Here is a 16,814-nt window from a genome sequence, read left to right as displayed (position 1 = left end):
AACCAACTGCCCCTATAAAATTTTATCATACCCATAAAGGAGAAAAAATATATGTTATACGTTATCGGATTAGGCCCAGGTAAAGAAGAATTGATGTCACAAGAAGCATTGGCTGCTATAGCCGATTGTGAAATTATCGTCGGCTACTCAACTTATATGCGATTGATTCTTGATTTGGTCAAGGACAAGGAGCTCGTAGCGAATGGTATGCGCCAGGAAATCGACCGTTGTCAAAAGGCTATTGATTTGGCTAGAGAGACTGGCAAAAATGTCGGAGTTGTTTCCAGTGGAGATGCCGGAGTCTATGGAATGGCTGGCTTGATTTTAGAATTGCTGGGAGATGCCAGTGATGTAGAAGTTAAGGTTGTTCCAGGTATCACAGCTAGTCTGGGTGCCGCTGCTGCTATGGGAGCTCCTCTTATGAATGACTTCTGTCACATTAGTCTGAGTGACTTGATGACGCCTTGGGAAATGATTGAGAAGCGTCTGCATGCTGCAGCTCAAGGTGACTTTGTAGTCTGCCTCTACAATCCTCGGAGTAAAGGACGTCCAGACCATCTGGCAAAAGCACTTTCTATCATGTCTGAGTATAAGTCAGAGGATACTATTGTCGGTATCGGTAAGGATATTGGCCGTAAGGATGAGGAAATCATCTTGACGACTATCAAAGACTTGGATGAGACTTTGGTAGATATGACGACAATCGTTATCGTTGGTAACAAAGAAACTTATGTTAAAAACGGACGCATGATCACACCTCGAGGATATACTTTATGATGAAATTACTGCTGGGAGGGACATCCGACAGCACCGCTATTTTAGAAGTGCTTGACCGCTTGAAAATTGATGTGACCAGCTCTGTTGTCACAGACTACGGCCGGCACTTGGCTTCCAAATACGGCCAGCCGGTCATTCAGGGCCGGCTGACAGCCGAGGACATGGTTGCCTTTATCAAAGAGAATGATGTGGATGAAATCATTGATGCGACCCATCCTTTTGCGGACATTGTGTCCAAGGAAGCCATTCGGGCGGCAGAGATGGCCGGTGTATCTTACCTGCGCTTTGAGCGTCAGGCGACCTTGGATTTGAGCGGAGCCATCGTGGTGCACTCGACCCAAGAAGCGATTGATGAGATTGCCAAGCGCGGCTACAAGACAGTCTATCTGGGAACAGGCAGCAAGACTCTGCCACTCTTTGTCAAAGGGCTGCCAGAGCAGCGGATTGTTGTTCGCGTTCTGCCAACTTCAGAAGTGCTTCTGGCTTGTGAGCAGCTGGGACTGGTAGCGGATCAGATCGATGCGATTAAGGCTCCATTTTCCAAAGAGTGTAATAAAGAGCTCTTGCTGCGCTCGGGAGCAGATGTCTTTGTTTCTAAGGAGAGCGGTACCGTCGGTGGTATTCGTGAAAAAATTGACGGCTGCCAAGAGCTGGGGATGGACTGCATTATCATCTCTCGGCCAATTGTGGCCTATCCGCAGATGGTTTCTAGCTTAGAAGAGCTAGAGGCTTATCTGACAAAATAGCTAATAAAATAAAAGGAGAAAAAATGTCCGGTTTAGTAACATTACTGGGAGCAGGCCCTGGCGATGCGGAGTTGTTGACCCTCAAAGGCAAGAGACGTCTTCAAGAAGCAGATGTCTTGGTCTTTGACCGCTTGGTCAATCAAGAGCTCTTTCAGCATCTAAAGTCTGACTGCGAAAAGATAGATGTCGGTAAAAAGCCAGGCCAGCCCTGCATCCGACAGGAAGAGATTGAAAAGATTCTCATCGAAAAAGCCCGTCAGGGTAAGCGGGTAGTCCGCCTCAAGAGCGGTGATCCCTATATCTTTGGCCGAGGCGGAGAAGAAGGAGTCAAGCTGGTGGAAGCCGGTGTGGACTTTGAAGTGGTGCCAGGTATCACCTCTGCTGTGGCTGGTCTGACCTATGCAGGGATTCCTATGACTTATCGGGATGTAGCGACAAGCTTTCATGTCTTTACAGCCCATCTCAAGGATGAGACAGAAATGCTTAATTGGGAAGCAATTTCTAAGCTCAAAGGAACCTTGGTCTTCCTTATGGGCATGAAAAATCTGCCTACCATCGTCCAAGAGCTGACGGCTAGAGGCTATGGCAAGGACAAGCCAGCCGCTATCGTTGAATGGGGAACCCATCCTCAGCAGCGATCGGTGGACGGAACCTTGGGCAACATAGTCGAACTAGCAGAAGCTGAGGACTTTAAGGCGCCGAGTGTCATCGTAGTAGGTGATGTCGTGGCCTATAGACAGCAGCTGAATTTCCATGAGAATCTGCCGCTTTTCGGCCGTAAAATCTTCATCCAGCAGTCAGAGACTGGCAGACTTCCTCGCTTGCTCAAGGATGCTGGGGCTGCGCTGAGCACTTTCCCTGCTCGAGATTTGGTTGAGGAGTTAGAATTGAATCTGCCGGACTTGGAGCAGGTAGATGGTCTCCTCTTTGCAGATATGCAGAGTTGGCCGCTCTTCTTGAAATCCCTCCGCAAGGCAGGCAAAGACTTGCGCAGTCTGCCGCATATTCGCTTTGCAGCTATCGGTCATCATACGGCTAAATCTATCGAAGCGAGCGGGATTGTGCTGGATCGGAGGACGCCACAGCAGTCGGATGCGGATTTTGCAGCTGCTCTTGAAAAAGAAGGCGGCAACTGGTATATTCTGACAGCTGAACATAAGAAAGCCAGTCTGGCAGAACTCTATTCGCTGCCGATTATTGCTAGCCACAGGCTGGCCTTTGACAGTCAGATTAGCAGTGACAATTGGTCAGAGATTGAAGTGGTCTGTCTTCCGAACTCTGCTGCGGCCATGAACTTTGTGGCAGCCAGTCAAGAAGCTGGATATGACTGGAAGGATGTTCCAATCGTTGTCATGGGTGCCAGCACGCGGGCTGTTTTAGAGGAAGCAGGCTTTAGCAAGATTGTTGAGACAGATGAAGCGACTATCGCTTCCATCATCGATAAATGTCGGGAAATTCTCTGAAAGGATACGGGTCATGAGTAAAGCTATAGTAGTAGTCAGTTTCGGAACGACCTATCCCGAGACCAGACGCAAAACAATTGAGGCTTGTGAGCAGGCTATTCAGGAACATTTTCCAGCCTATCCGGTCCACCGAGCTTTTACATCCAATGTCGTTAGACGGCGGATTAAGAAGCAAGAAGGGCTGGATATCCCTACGGTCAAAGAGGTTTTGGAGCAGCTCTTGAAAGCGGGAACTGAAGAGGTCTATATCCAGCCTCTCCATGTCATTTTGGGCAGCGAGTATGAAAAGATTCTCACCCAAGTCAAAGAGTTTGAATCAGCTTTTAAAAAGCTGGTCGTTGCCAAGCCTCTGCTCAACAGCCAGGAAGACTATGAGGCTGTCAAGGATATTCTGCTGGAACGGTATGGCCATGAGGGGCAAGATGCAGCAACAGTTTTGATGGGCCACGGCAGCCAGCATTATGCTTTTACAGCTTATGCAGCCTTGGATCATATGCTGAAGGGAAGCTCAGTCTATGTCGGTTGTGTAGAGAGCTATCCTCCGGTTGAGCTGATTGAGCAGGAACTGAAGAAAGAGGGCGTCCGAGAAGTACATCTGGCACCTTTCATGCTGGTAGCGGGTGACCATGCGACCAATGATATGAGCTCAGATGAGGAAGGTTCTTGGTATCACTTCTTCAAGGAGCAGGGATATGAGGTCAAGGCCCATCTGGTCGGTCTGGGTGAATACCCTGAGGTTCAGCAGCTCTACATCCAGCATTTAGAAGAAATCATCGAATAGGAGGAAGGAATGGCAAAATTTTACGGAATTGGTGTGGGACCAGGTGATAGCGAGCTAGTAACTATCAAGGCCAGTCGGCTTTTGGAGGGCTTAGATATTCTCTATACACCGGAAGCTAAGATGGGGAGCAAGAGCTTTGCATTAGGCATTGCAGAACCCTACCTAAAAGAGCATCTGGAAATCAAACAGCGGCATTTCCCTATGGTCCGTTCCAATTCGACCAAAGAAGTCCAGTGGCAGGCCATCTCTGCTGAAATCGCGGAGGATGTCAAGTCTGGCAAGAATGTCGGCTTTATCACACTGGGGGATCCCATGGTCTACAGCACTTACAGCTATCTGCTGGCCCTGCTGGAAAAGGAAATCGACTGTCAAACCATCCCTGGTATCACCTCTTTCTGCAGCATGGCTTCTGAGTTAGGTCAGCCCCTGACTATGGATGAGGAGTCTCTGGCGGTTATGCCAGCTACGGCTTCTGCTGAGAAGATTGAGGCGGCGCTTGAGCTGCATGACTCGATTGTGATCATGAAGGTGGCCAATCACTTAGATACCGTCCTGCCCCTGCTAGAAAAGCTCGGTCTCTTGCAGCAGACTTTTATGGTTAGTAATTCTTCGACGGATAAGCAGCAGACCCTGCTGGGCCTCGAGGGAATCACACCAGAAACCAAGCTGCCTTATTTTACTACCTTCCTCGTGAAAAAGAAGATTTTTTAATATCAGAACCCATGTTCATGGATAAACATTCATCCTTTTGAGCTTAGGTTCTTAGTAAAGGAAAAAAATATGAAACTATTGAAAAATAAAAAAGTAACTTTTGTGGCCTTGTTGGCTATTTTGGCGGTACTGAGTACCCAGTCTGTGTCAGCTATGCATATCATGGAAGGCTATCTTCCACTCTTTTGGTGTATCTTCTGGTTCGCCGTATTCCTGCCTTTCTTTGTGGTCGGCTTGATGCGCATCAAGAAAATCGTTGCAGAGGATCCAAATTCCAAGACCATGCTAGCCTTGTCCGGTGCCTTTATCTTTATCCTGTCTTCTTTGAAGATTCCGTCTGTTACAGGATCTAGCTCGCATCCGACTGGGGTTGGTCTGGGGACAGCTATGTTTGGTCCGTCCGTTATCAGCGTTTTGGGAACCATCTGTTTGCTCTTCCAAGCCCTCCTCTTGGCTCACGGCGGCTTGACTACTCTGGGTGCCAATGCATTCTCAATGGCAGTGGTTGGTCCATTTGTCGGTTATTTTGTCTATAAGTTTGCTAAATCCATCAAGCTGTCTACACCGGTATCTATCTTTATCTGTGCGGTGATTGCGGACTTGGCGACTTATGCGACAACTTCTATCCAGCTCGGTTTAGTCTTCCCAGATGCTAACAGCGGTTTTGTTGGTTCTGCATTGAAATTCATGGGTGTCTTCTTGACCACTCAAATCCCGATTGCTATCGTAGAAGGATTGCTGACAGTTGTCCTCTATAACTTGATCTCAGAAAATATCAAAGAAAGAGCAGGTCTGTTCAAATGAAAAAATATAAGAATATCATCTTAATCTTGGCTGCAGTAGCAGTCACTCTAGCTGCCTTTATCTTTGCCCCTAAGGGTGTGGAATACAGTGGAACAGATGACGCTGCTGAAAAAACTATTAGTTCTATCCAAAAGGACTACGAGCCTTGGTTTTCACCGATTTTTGAGCCAGCAGGTCCGGAAGTAGAGAGTCTGCTCTTTACCCTGCAAGGCAGTATCGGAGCGGGGATCATCTTCTATGTCATTGGCTACCACAAAGGGAAAAAACAAGGCCAACAAAAGGAAGTTTCTGAACATAAATAAAAGCCTTCAACAGTAAGAGCGAGCTCTGGTTCTTGATAGCGATTCAGCTTGTCTGGGACCGGAGTTGCTCTGTGCTGGGAGGTATTGCAAAACATAGCTAGAAAGGAGAGCTACCTCATGTTTGCGATTGATAAATACGCCTATCAAAACCGGTTGAAAAATCTGCCGGTTGCTTATAAATTTGTCATCTATGTACTCTTGTTAGCTGTCAGTTTTTCTGGTGTCAGGAGTCTGCAGCTAGGGCTCATTGTCTTGGTGGCGCCTCTGACTTGCTATCTAGCTCGGCTTCCGTGGTTGCGCTATCTAAAGTGGTATCTGCACGCCAGTATTTTTATTCTGATTAGTCTCTTGACCTTTATCTTGACCTATCAGAATAATCAGGAGCAGCTCTTGCTGGCCTTGCCTTTAGGTCAGGGTTATCTGGGCATCAGCCAATCCTCTGTCCAGCAGACCATTTTTATCCTTTTGCGCATCTACTCATCCTTGGTTTCGACTTATTTCTTTGTCCTGACAGTGCCTTTTGCTCAGATGCTGCGGCTTTTTAAAGCCATGCACGTCCCGCGGGTACTGCTAGACTTGATTGTCCTCATGTATCGCTTCATTTTCCTGGTCTTCTATGAGTTTGTGACCATTCGGGATACCTTGGACTTGAAATTCTCCTTTTACAATAAAAGGAAGCAACACCAGGCTTGGGGCAGATTAGCCAATACTCTCTTTGTCAAACTGCTGGATGATAATCAGCATTTAAATGAGGTGCTGACGCTAAGATTTGATGCAGAGCACAGTGAATAATGAAAGCGCATTTACAAGAAGACTGCTTTTATACTATAATGGAAAGTAGATAGGAAACTCAGATGTTACAAGTGAAGAATATTTCTTTTGCGTATGACGAAAATCCAACGCTGCACGATATTTCTATGGACTTCGAAGAAGGCCGGATTACCGGCATTCTAGGAGTTAACGGCTCAGGTAAGTCTACCATCATGAAAATTATCACCCGCCTGCTCAAACCGCAGAAGGGCAGCATTTTATATGATGGTCAGCCTGTGGGCGACTCTAAGAAGGCCTTGTTTCAGTATCGGCAGCATGTCAATATGGTCTTTCAGAATCCAGAGCAGCAGCTCTTTTATACCATTGTGAAGGACGATATTGGTATGGCCTTGGAAAACTTAGGCTATGAAGAAGACGAGATAGCAAGCAGAGTCGCGACAGCTTTAGAGATGATGGATATTTCCCATCTGCAGGACAGACCCTTGCAGTATTTGAGCTACGGCCAGAAAAAGCGGGTGGCTATTGCTGGCATGCTGGCCCTGCAGCCCAAGTATCTGCTGCTGGATGAGCCGACAGCTGGACTGGATCCAAAAGGGCGGGACCAGATGGCCGCGACCATGAAAAAGCTAGTCCAAGCTGGAACCAACATCATCGTATCCAGCCATGATATGGACCTGATGTATGATTGCTGTGACTATGCCTATCTGCTGCAGAAGGGGCATTTGATAGCGGAGGGCAGCAAGTTTGATTTCTTCCAGCAGGGAGAACTGCTAGTAGAGGCAGGCTTGGCTGTACCTTGGATTGTCAAGCTTCATCAGACTATCCAGACGCCACTGGCAGAAAATGAAGCTGCTTTCTTTGAGCAGCTAGGAGGAAATGGAACATGGTCAAATCATTGATGGTACAGGGAACTGCCTCAGATGCTGGAAAGAGCATTATTGCGGCGGGGCTCTGCCGGATTTTTAAGCAGGATGGCCTAGAAGTGGTGCCTTTTAAGTCGCAGAATATGGCGCTCAATTCCTTTATCACCAAAAAAGGAGATGAAATGGGCCGGGCTCAGGTCGTTCAGGCTGAGGCAGCTGGCAAAGAGCCGGATGTCCGCATGAATCCAGTCCTGCTCAAGCCCACGTCTGACCGCAAGTCTCAGGTCGTTTTTCTAGGTCGGGTACTGCGGGATATGGATGCCGTCGAATACCACGAATACAAGCAGCAACTCCTGCCTAAGATTAAGGAAGTCTGTGAGGAGTTGGGTGCTGAAAATGATATCATCGTCATCGAGGGTGCTGGCAGTCCAGCTGAAATCAATCTCAATGACCGAGACATTGTCAATATGGGTATGGCCAAGCTGGTCGATGCGCCAGTGATTTTAGTGGCGGATATTGATAAGGGAGGCGTCTTTGCCTCTATCTACGGAACGATTGAGCTCATGCCGCCTGAGGACCGCAAGCGGATCAAGGGGGTTATTATCAATAAATTCCGCGGTGATGTTGCCTTGCTGCAGTCTGGTATTGACATGATTGAGGAGCTGACCCAGGTGCCGGTTATCGGAGTCGTGCCTTATGCCCAACTGGATATTGACAGCGAAGACAGCGTCGCATTGGTGCAGAAAAGCCGGCGCTTTGATAGCAGAAAGAGTCTGGATATCGCAGTTGTCAGCCTCAAGCGCCTGTCCAACTTTACGGATTTCCACAGTTTAGAAATCCAGCCGGATGTTTCTGTCCGCTATGTTCAGCCTGGTGATGCAATCGGTCGGCCAGATCTCTTGATTTTGCCGGGCAGCAAAAACACCATCGAAGACATGAACTATCTGCGTGAGTCTGGTCTTGAAGCCGAGATTCTCGAGTGTCTGGAGCAGGGTGTGCGAATCTTTGGTATCTGCGGCGGCTATCAGCTGCTGGGACAAAAGATTAGCGATCCCCTTCACTTAGAGTCTGACTTAGATGAGATTAGCGGTCTAGGTATTTTAGAGACAGAGACGGTGCTTCAGCCGGTCAAGAGGACGACTCAGGTCAAAGCCCTGCATGAGGGCCAAGAGCTAGAGGGCTACGAGATTCACATGGGGGAAACCCAGCTGGCGGATAGTCTGGAGGCATTCTCCATCATCAAGGAGCAAAATGGTGAAGTAACCGAGCGTCTGGATGGAGCAGTGGCTTATGATGGCCAGGTCCAAGGAACCTATCTGCATGGGGTCTTTGACAATCTAGAATGGACTCGTCAGTACCTGAATGAACTTCGTCTGGCTAAGGACTTAGAGCCGCTAGAGGACCAGCTTATCAGTATCAAAGACTTTAAAGACAGGGAGTATGATAAGTTAGCAGACGTCCTGCGCCAGTCTTTGGACATGGAGCAAATTTATCAAATCATCAACAGAGAAGAAAAATGAGAATTTATACGAAATACGGAGACAAGGGCTTTACACGGCTCTACGGTGGGGATCGAGTATCCAAGACTCATATTCGGGTCGAAGCTTATGGAACGATGGATGAGCTATGCTCTCATCTAGGCTATGTCGTATCTGAGATGCGCGACTATCCCATCTTGGATGACCTGCGTCTGGAATGTGAGGAAATCCAGCAGCATCTCTTTGACTGTGGCAGCGACTTAGCGACACCGAGGGAATTGCGTCCCTACAAGCAGGAGCCAGGCAATGTCATCTGGCTTGAGGAGCGGATGGATGAATATATGCATATTCCTCCGAAAATCGACCGCTTTATCATTCCGGGCGGCCATCGGATTGCCAGTCTTCTACATGTAGCCCGCACTATGACGAGACGCTTAGAGCGTCGGATGGTGGCTGTTATAGAGGCAGAAGAAGCGGTCAATGAGGTAGGATTAATCTATATCAACCGCCTATCGGATTACTTTTTTGTACTGGCTCGCTTGGTCAATGACCGTCTAGAGGAGCCGGATACAGTCTACAAACGCAGCGCGAAAATCTTTCGGGAAAAGAAATAGGAGAAGCTAGCATGTATCCAGTCATGATTAATATCAGAGAGAAGAAAGTCGTGGTAGTGGGAGGCGGCAAGGTCGCAGCGCGGAAGATTAAAACCCTGTTGGCTGAGCAGGCTGCTGTGACAGTGGTCAGTCCGACTCTGCATGCTGACATTCCTCAGGTGGAAATTCAGTGGCTAGCTAGACCCTACCAAACAGGTGATTTGGAAGGCGCGAAGCTGGTCTTTGCCTGTACAGATCAGGCGGAAGTCAACCGTCAGATTATGGAGGATGCGGCACCTAGCCAGCTGGTGAACAATACGGGCGACAAGACCTTCTCTGACTTTTACAATGTAGCCATTGCGCGAAAGAAGGATGTATCTGTCATGATCTCGACCAATGGTCTCTCGCCTAGTCGCTCCAAGGAGATTCGCAAGAAGATAGAAGCAATTTTAGACCAACTTTAAAAGAAGGAAAGAAGCATGCACCTATTATATGTGGGTTTGACCCATCGGGAAACGCCGCTGACAATTTTGGAAAAAGCGCATTTTTCAGATCAGGAGGGGCTCAAAGCTCTGAAGCTCCTGAAAAGAGAAAAAAGTATCTTGGAAAATATTATTCTGTCCACCTGCAATCGGACCGAGCTCTATCTAGTGGTGGACCAGCTGCACACTGGCCGCTACTATTCCAAGCATTTTTTGGCAGACTGGTTTCAAATTCCTGTCAAGGAGCTGGAAGAGTATTTAGTCTTTCGTGAGGGGGATGAGGCCTTGCGGCATCTGCTGCGGGTCTCTATCGGATTGGAATCCAAGATTGTTGGTGAAAGTCAGGTCTTGGGCCAGCTCAAGCAGGCTTTCTTGACAGCGCAAGATGCTGGCACGACTGGAATTGTCCTCAATCAGGCTTTCAAGCAGGCTCTGACCTTTGCCAAGCGCATGCACGATGCTTATCGGATTAATGACCGACCTATTTCTATCGGTCTGACAGCTATCCAAGAGCTGGATCGTTTAGGTCTAGATTACACCAGCAAAAAGGTAGCTGTTATCGGTTTGGGAGAGATTGGTCAGCTAGTGACCAAGTATGCTTTACAGCGGCCATTCGAATCCGTCATGCTGCTCAATCGGACGGTCAGCAAGGCCCAGCCTTTTCTGACAGAAGACAGGGTATCTGCCCATGGCTGGGATGAATTGGAAGCGGTGCTGGCGGATGCGGATGTGGTCTTTTCAGCGGTTAAAACGGAAGAATACATTATCTTTCCCTCCATGCTTAAGGCGGATGCGGTCGTGTTTGACCTCTGTCTGCCGCGTTCCTGCCATCCGAGCTCGTCTCTGAAGCTCTATAATATCGAAAATCTAACCAATCAACTGGAGCAATATAAGGCAGAGCGGCAGGAGATTGCCGCTCGGATTGCTTTGGAGATTGATGAGGAGCTGGTCAAGTTTGCTGACTGGCGTCAGCAGTTGGGTATTATTCCTCTGATTCAGGAAATCCGGGACAAGGCTTTGGAAGCTCAAGCTTCGGCCATGGAAAGCCTTAATCGCAAGATTCCAGATTTGACCGAGCGGGAGCAGAAGCAGATTTCCAAGCACATGAAGAGTATTATCAACCAAGTCTTGAAGGAGCCAATCTTGCAGCTCAAAGAGCTGTCAGTCGGAGAGCATTCAGACTATGACATTGCCTTGATTGCCAAGATATTTGGCTTGCACAGAGAAAGGGGAAAAGATGAAGGTCATTAAGGTAGGAACCCGCAAGAGTAAGCTGGCCATGACCCAGACCCAACAGTTAGTAGATCAGCTCAAGGAGCTCCATCCAGAGCGGGATTTTGTCCTCGTTCCCTATACGACAAAAGGAGATCGCTTGACCCATGTCAGCCTCCAGGAAATTGGCGGCAAGGGAGTCTTTGTCAAGGAAATTGAGCGGGCTCTCTTGGCTGGTGAGATTGATATGGCAGTCCATAGTCTCAAGGACATGCCGGCTAAACTAGCTGAGGGTTGTGCGCTCGGTGCGATTAGTCAGCGAGAAGATGTCCGGGATTGCTTGATTTTCCGTCAAGCTGGCCAGACGCTGGCGGACCTGCCTGAGGGTGCTCTGATAGGAACCAGCAGCATTCGCCGACAAGTTCAGTTGCAGGCTCAGAGGCCGGATCTGACGTTTAAGCCACTTCGGGGCAACATTGATACACGCATCAAGAAGCTGGAAGAAGGGGAATACGACGCGATTGTCTTGGCTATGGCTGGACTTAAACGCTTGGGCTGGCTGGACCAAAGCCATCTTCACATTCAGCCTTTAGAGACCAGTCTTTGTCTGCCAGCTATTTCTCAGGGCGCTTTGGCAGTGGAATGCCGGGAAGAGGATAAGGAACTGCTGCAACTGTTGGCAACTGTTCAGGATGAGAAGACAGCTGCTGAAGTAGCAGTTGAGAGGGCAGTTTTGGCTCAGATGAATGCAGACTGCACCTTCCCTATCGCTGCTTTTGCCCAGAAAAAAGGTCAGGACTATCAGCTAGAGGCCATGCTGGCCAAGGAGGACGGCCAATGTGTCTTTGTCAGCCTTAAAGGGCAGGATGGTCAGGAATTAGCAGAGCAGGCTGTGCGCCAGTTAGCCGATAAGGGAGCAGTAGGAATGCCATGGTTAAAAAAATAATCTTTACCAGGGAGCAGGCGCCGGACTCTGCCTGGCTAGAAAAGATCAGACAGGCTGGATTTGAGACGCATCATGTTCCTCTCATTCGCTGTCAGTCTCTGCCCTTGCCAGAAGCTGTCCAAGCAATTCTGTCAGAAGCTGACTGGGTCTTTTTTACCAGTGCTGTCGCAGTGGAGGCTTTTAGTCCCTATCTGAAAGCTGACTACCAGATTGCGACCATCGGGCCGCAGACCAGTCAGGCGCTGTCTAAGCTAGGCCGAGACTGTGATTTTCAGGCCAGCAGTCACTATGGTCTTGACTTCATTCAGGAGTGGCTGGACTTGGATCTGCCGACGCAGAAGATCTTGCTGCCCCAGAGCAGCCTATCCAATCCTAGTCTGGCCGAGAAGTTAAAAGAAGCAGGCCATGATGTCTGGGCTTGGCCTATGTACGAAACGACCTCAAATCCTGCTGGTCAGGACCAGCTTGAGACCTATCTGTCCCAAGAGGATGTGATTTGGACCTTTGCCAGTCCATCGGCTTGGCAGAGTTTTTGTGCTATTAAGCCCCATCTAGCGTCCAGCCATCAGATTGCAGTGATTGGCCAGACAACGGCTCAGGCAGTCAAGGAGTCTGGCTATGGAGTAGACTACCAGCCCCAGAGTCCTTCTGTCGAGGAAATGGTCAATGAAATAATCAAGAAAGAAGAGAAGAAGCATGGAATTTTATAGACATCGCAGACTGAGAAGAAGCAGCGGTCTGCGGCAGCTGGTTCGAGAAACCAAGCTGTCTGTGGATGATTTTATCCAACCCTTGTTTGTCAAGGAAGGCTTGACTGAAAAGCAAGAAGTAGCTTCCATGCCGGGAGTTTATCAGTTCTCCCTCAAGGATTTGCTGCCAGAAGTGCAGGAATGTGTGGACTTGGGCATTCGGGCTTTTATCGTCTTTGGCATTCCGTCAGAAAAGGACGAAAGAGGCAGCCAAGCTTCAGCTGAAAATGGTATTGTGCAGGAAGCTATCCGTCTAATCAAGAAGCATTTCCCTGAGACGGTCGTCATTGCAGACACCTGTCTCTGTGAGTTTACCAGTCATGGCCATTGCGGTATTTTGCGAGGGGAGGAAGTGGACAATGATCTGTCTCTGACTAGACTGACAGAAGTCGCTGTCAGCCAAGCCAGGGCTGGAGCAGATGTCATTGCCCCTTCCAATGCCATGGACGGTTTTGTGGCGGCTATTCGTCAGGGGCTTGATGCAGCGGGCTTTGAAGAGATTCCAATCATGTCCTATGCGATTAAGTTTGCCTCTAGCTTTTATGGACCTTTCCGAGATGCTGGTGAGAGTGCTCCGACCTTTGGTGACCGCAAGACCTATCAGATGGATCCCGCCAATCGCTTGGAGGCTTTGAGAGAAGCCAAGAGCGATGAGGAGCAGGGAGCAGACTTTCTCATGGTTAAGCCAGCTCTAGCCTTTCTGGATATCCTCAGAGAGCTGCGCCAGGAAACCTGGCTGCCTCTGGTGACCTATAATGTCAGTGGAGAATACGCCATGGTGAAGGCAGCAGCTCAGCAGGGGTGGATCAATGAAAAAGCCATTGTCATGGAAACTTTGACCAGTATGAAGCGGGCTGGAGCAGACTTGATTATCACTTATTTTGCCAAAGATGCGGCTGGCTATCTGAAAGAAGGATAGAGACTGCGGAAAATCAGCAGTTTTCTAGATAAGGAGGACGAACTTGAAGAGAGAACATTCCAACCAATATTTCACAGAGGCTCAAAAGCTCTTTCCAGGCGGGGTCAATAGTCCTGTCAGGGCCTTTAAGGCTGTGGGCGGCCATCCGCTTTTTATCGAAAAAGCCAGCGGAGCCTATCTGCATGATGTCGATGGCAACCGCTATATTGATTACGTTCTGTCTTGGGGGCCTATGATTTTGGGGCATGCTCCTAAGGATGTGTTACCAGCAGTTGAGGAAGCTATTTGGGAGGGGACCAGTTTTGGTGCTCCGAGTCCCAGAGAGATTGCCCTCGGCCAGCTGGTGCAGGAGCGTCTGCCTTTCATGGAAAGAATGCGGATGGTCAATTCGGGAACGGAAGCGACCATGAGCGCCATTCGGGTAGCGCGTGGGGTGACCAAGCGTTCTAAAATTGTCAAATTTATCGGCTGCTATCACGGCCACAGCGATTCCTTTTTGGTTCAGGCTGGTTCAGGCTTGGCTAGCTTTGGGATTGCTGATTCTGCCGGAGTCATTGCTCAGGTAGCTGGGGAAACTCTGGCTTTGCCTTACAATAATACAGATGCTCTCAAGACTTGCTTTGAAAAGCACGGAGACGACATTGCCTGTGTCATTTTAGAAGCAGTTGCTGGCAATATGGGCTTGATTCCTGCGAATGCGGACTTTATCAGTAATATTCGCTCCCTCACTCAGGAATACGGCTCTCTCTTCATCGTGGATGAAGTCATGAGTGGTTTCCGAGCTCATTATCAGGGGGCAGTTGGCCTCTATCAGACAGAGCCGGATCTGGTCTGCTTGGGCAAGGTTATCGGTGGCGGCTTCCCAGTCGCAGCCTTTGGCGGCAAGGCCGTCTATATGGATCAGGTAGCGCCCCTAGGCAGCATCTATCAGGCTGGTACTTTGTCAGGTAATCCCGTGGCCATGACGGCCGGTTACGAAACCCTGAAACAGCTGACACCTGAGCTCTTTGCTGAGATTGAAGAGAAAACGAACTACCTCTGTGATGGCTTACGAAGTCTAGCCGATAAGTACAGCATTAATCTGCAAGTCGTGTCCAAGGGAACCATGTTTGGCTTCTTCTTCAGTCAGAAGCCGGTTCGTAACTTTGAGGATTCTAAGGCGGCTGACCATGCTCAGTTTGCAAGACTGCACGGTCTCTTGCTGGAAGAGGGCATTTATCTGGCGCCATCTCAGTATGAAACCAACTTTATGTCCAGTGCCCATACTAGAGCGGATTTAGACCAGACCTTGGCAGCCTTTGAGCGGGCATTTCAAGAAATGAAAGAAGAAGCAAATGGCTAAGATTGTGTTAGTGACAGGCGGGGCCAGAAGCGGTAAGTCGGCATTTGCGGAGGAGCGACTAGCGGACCGAGAGCGAGTTTGCTATATTGCGACCGGCCTGCCCCGAGGAGAAGATCCAGAATGGCAGGAGCGGATTCGGCTGCACCAAGAACGCCGACCGGCTTCCTGGACAACTCAGGAGCAGTATGCAGGGCTGGCGGACTGGCTGCGAGAGCAGTCGCATCCAATTTACCTGCTGGATTGTGCCACCCTTCTGACCAGCAATCGCCTCTTTGATTTGATTGCCCAGCATTTTCCAGACAAGCTGGAGCTGACCGAGGAACACTTTCTTAGTAGGCAGGAGCAGTCTTTCCTGCTGCAGCTCTTGGAAGAAGAATGGCAAGAGCTCCTATCTGCAATCCGTCAGACAGATGCTGAGTGCTGGATTGTAACGGACGAGGTTGGACTGGGTATTGTCCCAGAGACCAGACTAGGACGCTTTTTCCGTGATGTGCAGGGCAAGATTAACCAACTGATTGCAAAGGAGGCGGGTGAGGCTTATCTAGTCATCTGCGGCCTCGCTCAGCAGTTGAAATGATAAAGGCATTGATTATCTATACCCAATTTTTTAGCCGGATTGTGATTCCAAAAGCAGTGGATATCTCCTACTTGCGACGGGGACTTCCTTTTCTGACCCTCTTTGGCCTCTTGCTGGGTTTGATTTCAGGAGGATTTTATTTCCTGACGAACCTAGTCCTACCAGGGATGGTCGCTTGGGTTCTGACCCTTGCTTTCGATGTTTTGCTGACAGGTGGCTTTCACTTAGATGCCTTGGCGGATACGGCGGATGGGCTCTTCGCCTCTCGTAAGAAGGAGCGGATGCTAGAGATTATGAAGGACAGCCGGATTGGCAGCAATGGCGTTCTGGCGCTCATTCTCTACTATGCTCTGATGCTGGTTCTCTACTCTTATCTGCCAGAGCCTCGCTGGTTTATCGTGGCTAGTCTGTCCATGATTGGCAAGGCCGGTCTGAGCCTACAGCTTTACCGGATGACCTATGCCAGAGAAGGCGGTGGCTCAGGAAATTTCTTCAGTGGCAGCAAGACTAGTCATATCCTTCTTGCCCAGCTTTTGCCTTTGCTCCTGTCTCTGCTGGTTTTCAGCTGGAGAGGCCTTCTGGCTTACGGCTTGGTATTTCTGGGAGCAATTGGCTATCGTCGTTTCGTTTATAATAAAATTGACGGCCACACAGGCGATACGCTAGGGGCCTATGTCGAAATTGCCCAGCTCCTCTATCTCTTAGGTTTGGTGGTACTAGGATGAAAAGATGGTATCTAATGCGGCATGGTCAGACAGACTACAACCGCAGGCGTTGCTTTTACGGCAGCCATGACGTCTCTATCAACGGGCAAGGCCAAGCGGACGCCAAGCAGCTGGCGCTACTGATGCAGGAGAACACGGTTGATGTGATTTACACCAGTTGTCTCAAACGGACACAGGAAACAGCCCAGTTAGCTTTTCCAGACAGACAAGTCCAGCCCATAGGCGACTTTGACGAGCGGGGCTTTGGACAATGGGAAGGTTTGACAGCTGATGAGATTCAGGCAGCCTTTCCAGAAATCTGGCAGGCTTGGCTGGAGGCTCCCTTTGAGGTCACGCCTCCTGAGGCAGAAGTTTTCTCAGACTTTCAGACCAGAGTCTGGAGGGCAACAGACCGCTTACTGGATAGCGAGGAGGAATCAATGGCTCTAGTCGCTCATTTGGGAGTCCTTCGCTTGATTTACCAGCATTTGGTTGATGGAGAGGCTGTTTTTTGGAACATTGATGTCCCTCAAGGACGAGTGCTGCTCTTGGAAGAGCGGGATCAGACTTGGCAGGCTACCTTACTCTAAGGAT

Annotated in this window: 20 protein-coding genes; all 20 read left to right on the top strand. The window is 49.2% G+C overall.

Features of this window, described 5'->3' with window-relative positions:
- Positions 1 to 51: 51 nt before the first annotated feature.
- The 20 genes from cobJ to J1C81_RS09310 all read left to right on the top strand — a co-directional run bounded on the left by cobJ (position 52) and on the right by J1C81_RS09310 (position 16,810).
- Positions 52 to 777, top strand: a complete 726-nt coding sequence (cobJ, locus tag J1C81_RS09405; protein WP_002910545.1) for a precorrin-3B C(17)-methyltransferase — start codon at positions 52 to 54, stop codon at positions 775 to 777.
- On the top strand, positions 774 to 1,523 hold the full coding sequence (cobK, locus tag J1C81_RS09400; protein WP_002915883.1) for a precorrin-6A reductase: 750 nt from the start codon (positions 774 to 776) through the stop codon (positions 1,521 to 1,523). Before cobJ ends, cobK begins: the two co-directional genes overlap by 4 nt.
- Positions 1,524 to 1,546: 23 nt before the next feature.
- Positions 1,547 to 2,986: a uroporphyrinogen-III C-methyltransferase gene (gene cobA, locus J1C81_RS09395; RefSeq protein ID WP_002915882.1), complete on the top strand. Its 1,440-nt coding sequence runs from the start codon at positions 1,547 to 1,549 to the stop codon at positions 2,984 to 2,986.
- 13 nt (positions 2,987 to 2,999) lie between these two features.
- A complete protein-coding gene (locus tag J1C81_RS09390) occupies positions 3,000 to 3,767 on the top strand; it encodes a sirohydrochlorin cobaltochelatase (protein WP_002915881.1) in 768 nt (255 codons plus the stop codon).
- A 9-nt stretch (positions 3,768 to 3,776) separates the two neighbouring features.
- The gene (locus tag J1C81_RS09385; RefSeq protein WP_002915880.1) at positions 3,777 to 4,478 is read left to right on the top strand and encodes a cobalt-factor II C(20)-methyltransferase; all 702 of its coding nucleotides are present in this window, start codon (positions 3,777 to 3,779) and stop codon (positions 4,476 to 4,478) included.
- Positions 4,479 to 4,547: 69 nt separating this feature from the next.
- Positions 4,548 to 5,282: an energy-coupling factor ABC transporter permease gene (locus J1C81_RS09380; protein ID WP_002898257.1), complete on the top strand. Its 735-nt coding sequence runs from the start codon at positions 4,548 to 4,550 to the stop codon at positions 5,280 to 5,282.
- On the top strand, positions 5,279 to 5,584 hold the full coding sequence (locus J1C81_RS09375) for an energy-coupling factor ABC transporter substrate-binding protein (protein WP_002911813.1): 306 nt from the start codon (positions 5,279 to 5,281) through the stop codon (positions 5,582 to 5,584). The genes J1C81_RS09380 and J1C81_RS09375 overlap by 4 nt, the downstream gene beginning before the upstream one ends.
- 117 nt (positions 5,585 to 5,701) lie before the next feature.
- Positions 5,702 to 6,376 (top strand): CbiQ family ECF transporter T component, encoded by a 675-nt coding sequence (locus J1C81_RS09370; RefSeq protein ID WP_032909763.1) that lies wholly within the window; start codon positions 5,702 to 5,704, stop codon positions 6,374 to 6,376.
- 62 nt (positions 6,377 to 6,438) lie between these two features.
- Positions 6,439 to 7,254: an energy-coupling factor ABC transporter ATP-binding protein gene (locus tag J1C81_RS09365; protein WP_002915878.1), complete on the top strand. Its 816-nt coding sequence runs from the start codon at positions 6,439 to 6,441 to the stop codon at positions 7,252 to 7,254.
- On the top strand, positions 7,239 to 8,738 hold the full coding sequence (locus J1C81_RS09360; protein ID WP_002915877.1) for a cobyric acid synthase: 1,500 nt from the start codon (positions 7,239 to 7,241) through the stop codon (positions 8,736 to 8,738). Before J1C81_RS09365 ends, J1C81_RS09360 begins: the two co-directional genes overlap by 16 nt.
- Positions 8,735 to 9,310 carry a cob(I)yrinic acid a,c-diamide adenosyltransferase gene (locus tag J1C81_RS09355; RefSeq protein WP_002915876.1) on the top strand — a complete coding sequence of 192 codons (576 nt, stop codon included), beginning with the start codon at positions 8,735 to 8,737 and terminating at the stop codon, positions 9,308 to 9,310. Before J1C81_RS09360 ends, J1C81_RS09355 begins: the two co-directional genes overlap by 4 nt.
- A gap of 11 nt (positions 9,311 to 9,321) precedes the next feature.
- Complete coding sequence (locus tag J1C81_RS09350) at positions 9,322 to 9,753, top strand: precorrin-2 dehydrogenase/sirohydrochlorin ferrochelatase family protein (RefSeq protein WP_002915875.1); 432 nt, start codon at positions 9,322 to 9,324, stop codon at positions 9,751 to 9,753.
- 15 nt (positions 9,754 to 9,768) lie between these two features.
- Complete coding sequence (hemA, locus tag J1C81_RS09345; RefSeq protein WP_002915874.1) at positions 9,769 to 11,022, top strand: glutamyl-tRNA reductase; 1,254 nt, start codon at positions 9,769 to 9,771, stop codon at positions 11,020 to 11,022.
- Entirely contained in the window at positions 11,009 to 11,929 is a 921-nt protein-coding gene (gene hemC / locus J1C81_RS09340) for a hydroxymethylbilane synthase (RefSeq protein ID WP_002915872.1), read from the top strand. Before hemA ends, hemC begins: the two co-directional genes overlap by 14 nt.
- A complete protein-coding gene (locus tag J1C81_RS09335; protein ID WP_002915868.1) occupies positions 11,914 to 12,639 on the top strand; it encodes a uroporphyrinogen-III synthase in 726 nt (241 codons plus the stop codon). The genes hemC and J1C81_RS09335 overlap by 16 nt, the downstream gene beginning before the upstream one ends.
- Complete coding sequence (hemB, locus tag J1C81_RS09330) at positions 12,626 to 13,597, top strand: porphobilinogen synthase (protein ID WP_002915867.1); 972 nt, start codon at positions 12,626 to 12,628, stop codon at positions 13,595 to 13,597. The genes J1C81_RS09335 and hemB overlap by 14 nt, the downstream gene beginning before the upstream one ends.
- A gap of 43 nt (positions 13,598 to 13,640) precedes the next feature.
- Positions 13,641 to 14,939 (top strand): glutamate-1-semialdehyde 2,1-aminomutase, encoded by a 1,299-nt coding sequence (gene hemL, locus J1C81_RS09325; protein WP_002915866.1) that lies wholly within the window; start codon positions 13,641 to 13,643, stop codon positions 14,937 to 14,939.
- Positions 14,932 to 15,516, top strand: coding sequence for a bifunctional adenosylcobinamide kinase/adenosylcobinamide-phosphate guanylyltransferase (gene cobU / locus J1C81_RS09320; RefSeq protein WP_002915865.1), 585 nt, complete (start codon positions 14,932 to 14,934; stop codon positions 15,514 to 15,516). Before hemL ends, cobU begins: the two co-directional genes overlap by 8 nt.
- Positions 15,513 to 16,241, top strand: a complete 729-nt coding sequence (gene cobS / locus J1C81_RS09315; protein WP_002915864.1) for an adenosylcobinamide-GDP ribazoletransferase — start codon at positions 15,513 to 15,515, stop codon at positions 16,239 to 16,241. The genes cobU and cobS overlap by 4 nt, the downstream gene beginning before the upstream one ends.
- Positions 16,238 to 16,810, top strand: a complete 573-nt coding sequence (locus J1C81_RS09310; protein ID WP_002915861.1) for a histidine phosphatase family protein — start codon at positions 16,238 to 16,240, stop codon at positions 16,808 to 16,810. Before cobS ends, J1C81_RS09310 begins: the two co-directional genes overlap by 4 nt.
- Positions 16,811 to 16,814 lie beyond the last annotated feature (4 nt).

This window comes from Streptococcus sanguinis (assembly GCF_050225395.1).
Lineage (GTDB): Bacteria > Bacillota > Bacilli > Lactobacillales > Streptococcaceae > Streptococcus.
This window is presented reverse-complemented; position numbering and strand designations above follow the sequence as displayed.

Bases quoted from the DNA above. Each gene is read 5' to 3' on its own strand.
- cobJ (WP_002910545.1), top strand. From the start codon at position 52: ATGTTATACGTTATCGGATTAGGCCCAGGTAAAGAAGAATTGATGTCA.
- cobK (WP_002915883.1), top strand. From the start codon at position 774: ATGATGAAATTACTGCTGGGAGGGACATCCGACAGCACCGCTATTTTA.
- cobA (WP_002915882.1), top strand. From the start codon at position 1,547: ATGTCCGGTTTAGTAACATTACTGGGAGCAGGCCCTGGCGATGCGGAG.
- J1C81_RS09390 (WP_002915881.1), top strand. From the start codon at position 3,000: ATGAGTAAAGCTATAGTAGTAGTCAGTTTCGGAACGACCTATCCCGAG.
- J1C81_RS09385 (WP_002915880.1), top strand. From the start codon at position 3,777: ATGGCAAAATTTTACGGAATTGGTGTGGGACCAGGTGATAGCGAGCTA.
- J1C81_RS09380 (WP_002898257.1), top strand. From the start codon at position 4,548: ATGAAACTATTGAAAAATAAAAAAGTAACTTTTGTGGCCTTGTTGGCT.
- J1C81_RS09375 (WP_002911813.1), top strand. From the start codon at position 5,279: ATGAAAAAATATAAGAATATCATCTTAATCTTGGCTGCAGTAGCAGTC.
- J1C81_RS09370 (WP_032909763.1), top strand. From the start codon at position 5,702: ATGTTTGCGATTGATAAATACGCCTATCAAAACCGGTTGAAAAATCTG.
- J1C81_RS09365 (WP_002915878.1), top strand. From the start codon at position 6,439: ATGTTACAAGTGAAGAATATTTCTTTTGCGTATGACGAAAATCCAACG.
- J1C81_RS09360 (WP_002915877.1), top strand. From the start codon at position 7,239: ATGGTCAAATCATTGATGGTACAGGGAACTGCCTCAGATGCTGGAAAG.
- J1C81_RS09355 (WP_002915876.1), top strand. From the start codon at position 8,735: ATGAGAATTTATACGAAATACGGAGACAAGGGCTTTACACGGCTCTAC.
- J1C81_RS09350 (WP_002915875.1), top strand. From the start codon at position 9,322: ATGTATCCAGTCATGATTAATATCAGAGAGAAGAAAGTCGTGGTAGTG.
- hemA (WP_002915874.1), top strand. From the start codon at position 9,769: ATGCACCTATTATATGTGGGTTTGACCCATCGGGAAACGCCGCTGACA.
- hemC (WP_002915872.1), top strand. From the start codon at position 11,009: ATGAAGGTCATTAAGGTAGGAACCCGCAAGAGTAAGCTGGCCATGACC.
- J1C81_RS09335 (WP_002915868.1), top strand. From the start codon at position 11,914: ATGGTTAAAAAAATAATCTTTACCAGGGAGCAGGCGCCGGACTCTGCC.
- hemB (WP_002915867.1), top strand. From the start codon at position 12,626: ATGGAATTTTATAGACATCGCAGACTGAGAAGAAGCAGCGGTCTGCGG.
- cobU (WP_002915865.1), top strand. From the start codon at position 14,932: ATGGCTAAGATTGTGTTAGTGACAGGCGGGGCCAGAAGCGGTAAGTCG.
- cobS (WP_002915864.1), top strand. From the start codon at position 15,513: ATGATAAAGGCATTGATTATCTATACCCAATTTTTTAGCCGGATTGTG.
- J1C81_RS09310 (WP_002915861.1), top strand. From the start codon at position 16,238: ATGAAAAGATGGTATCTAATGCGGCATGGTCAGACAGACTACAACCGC.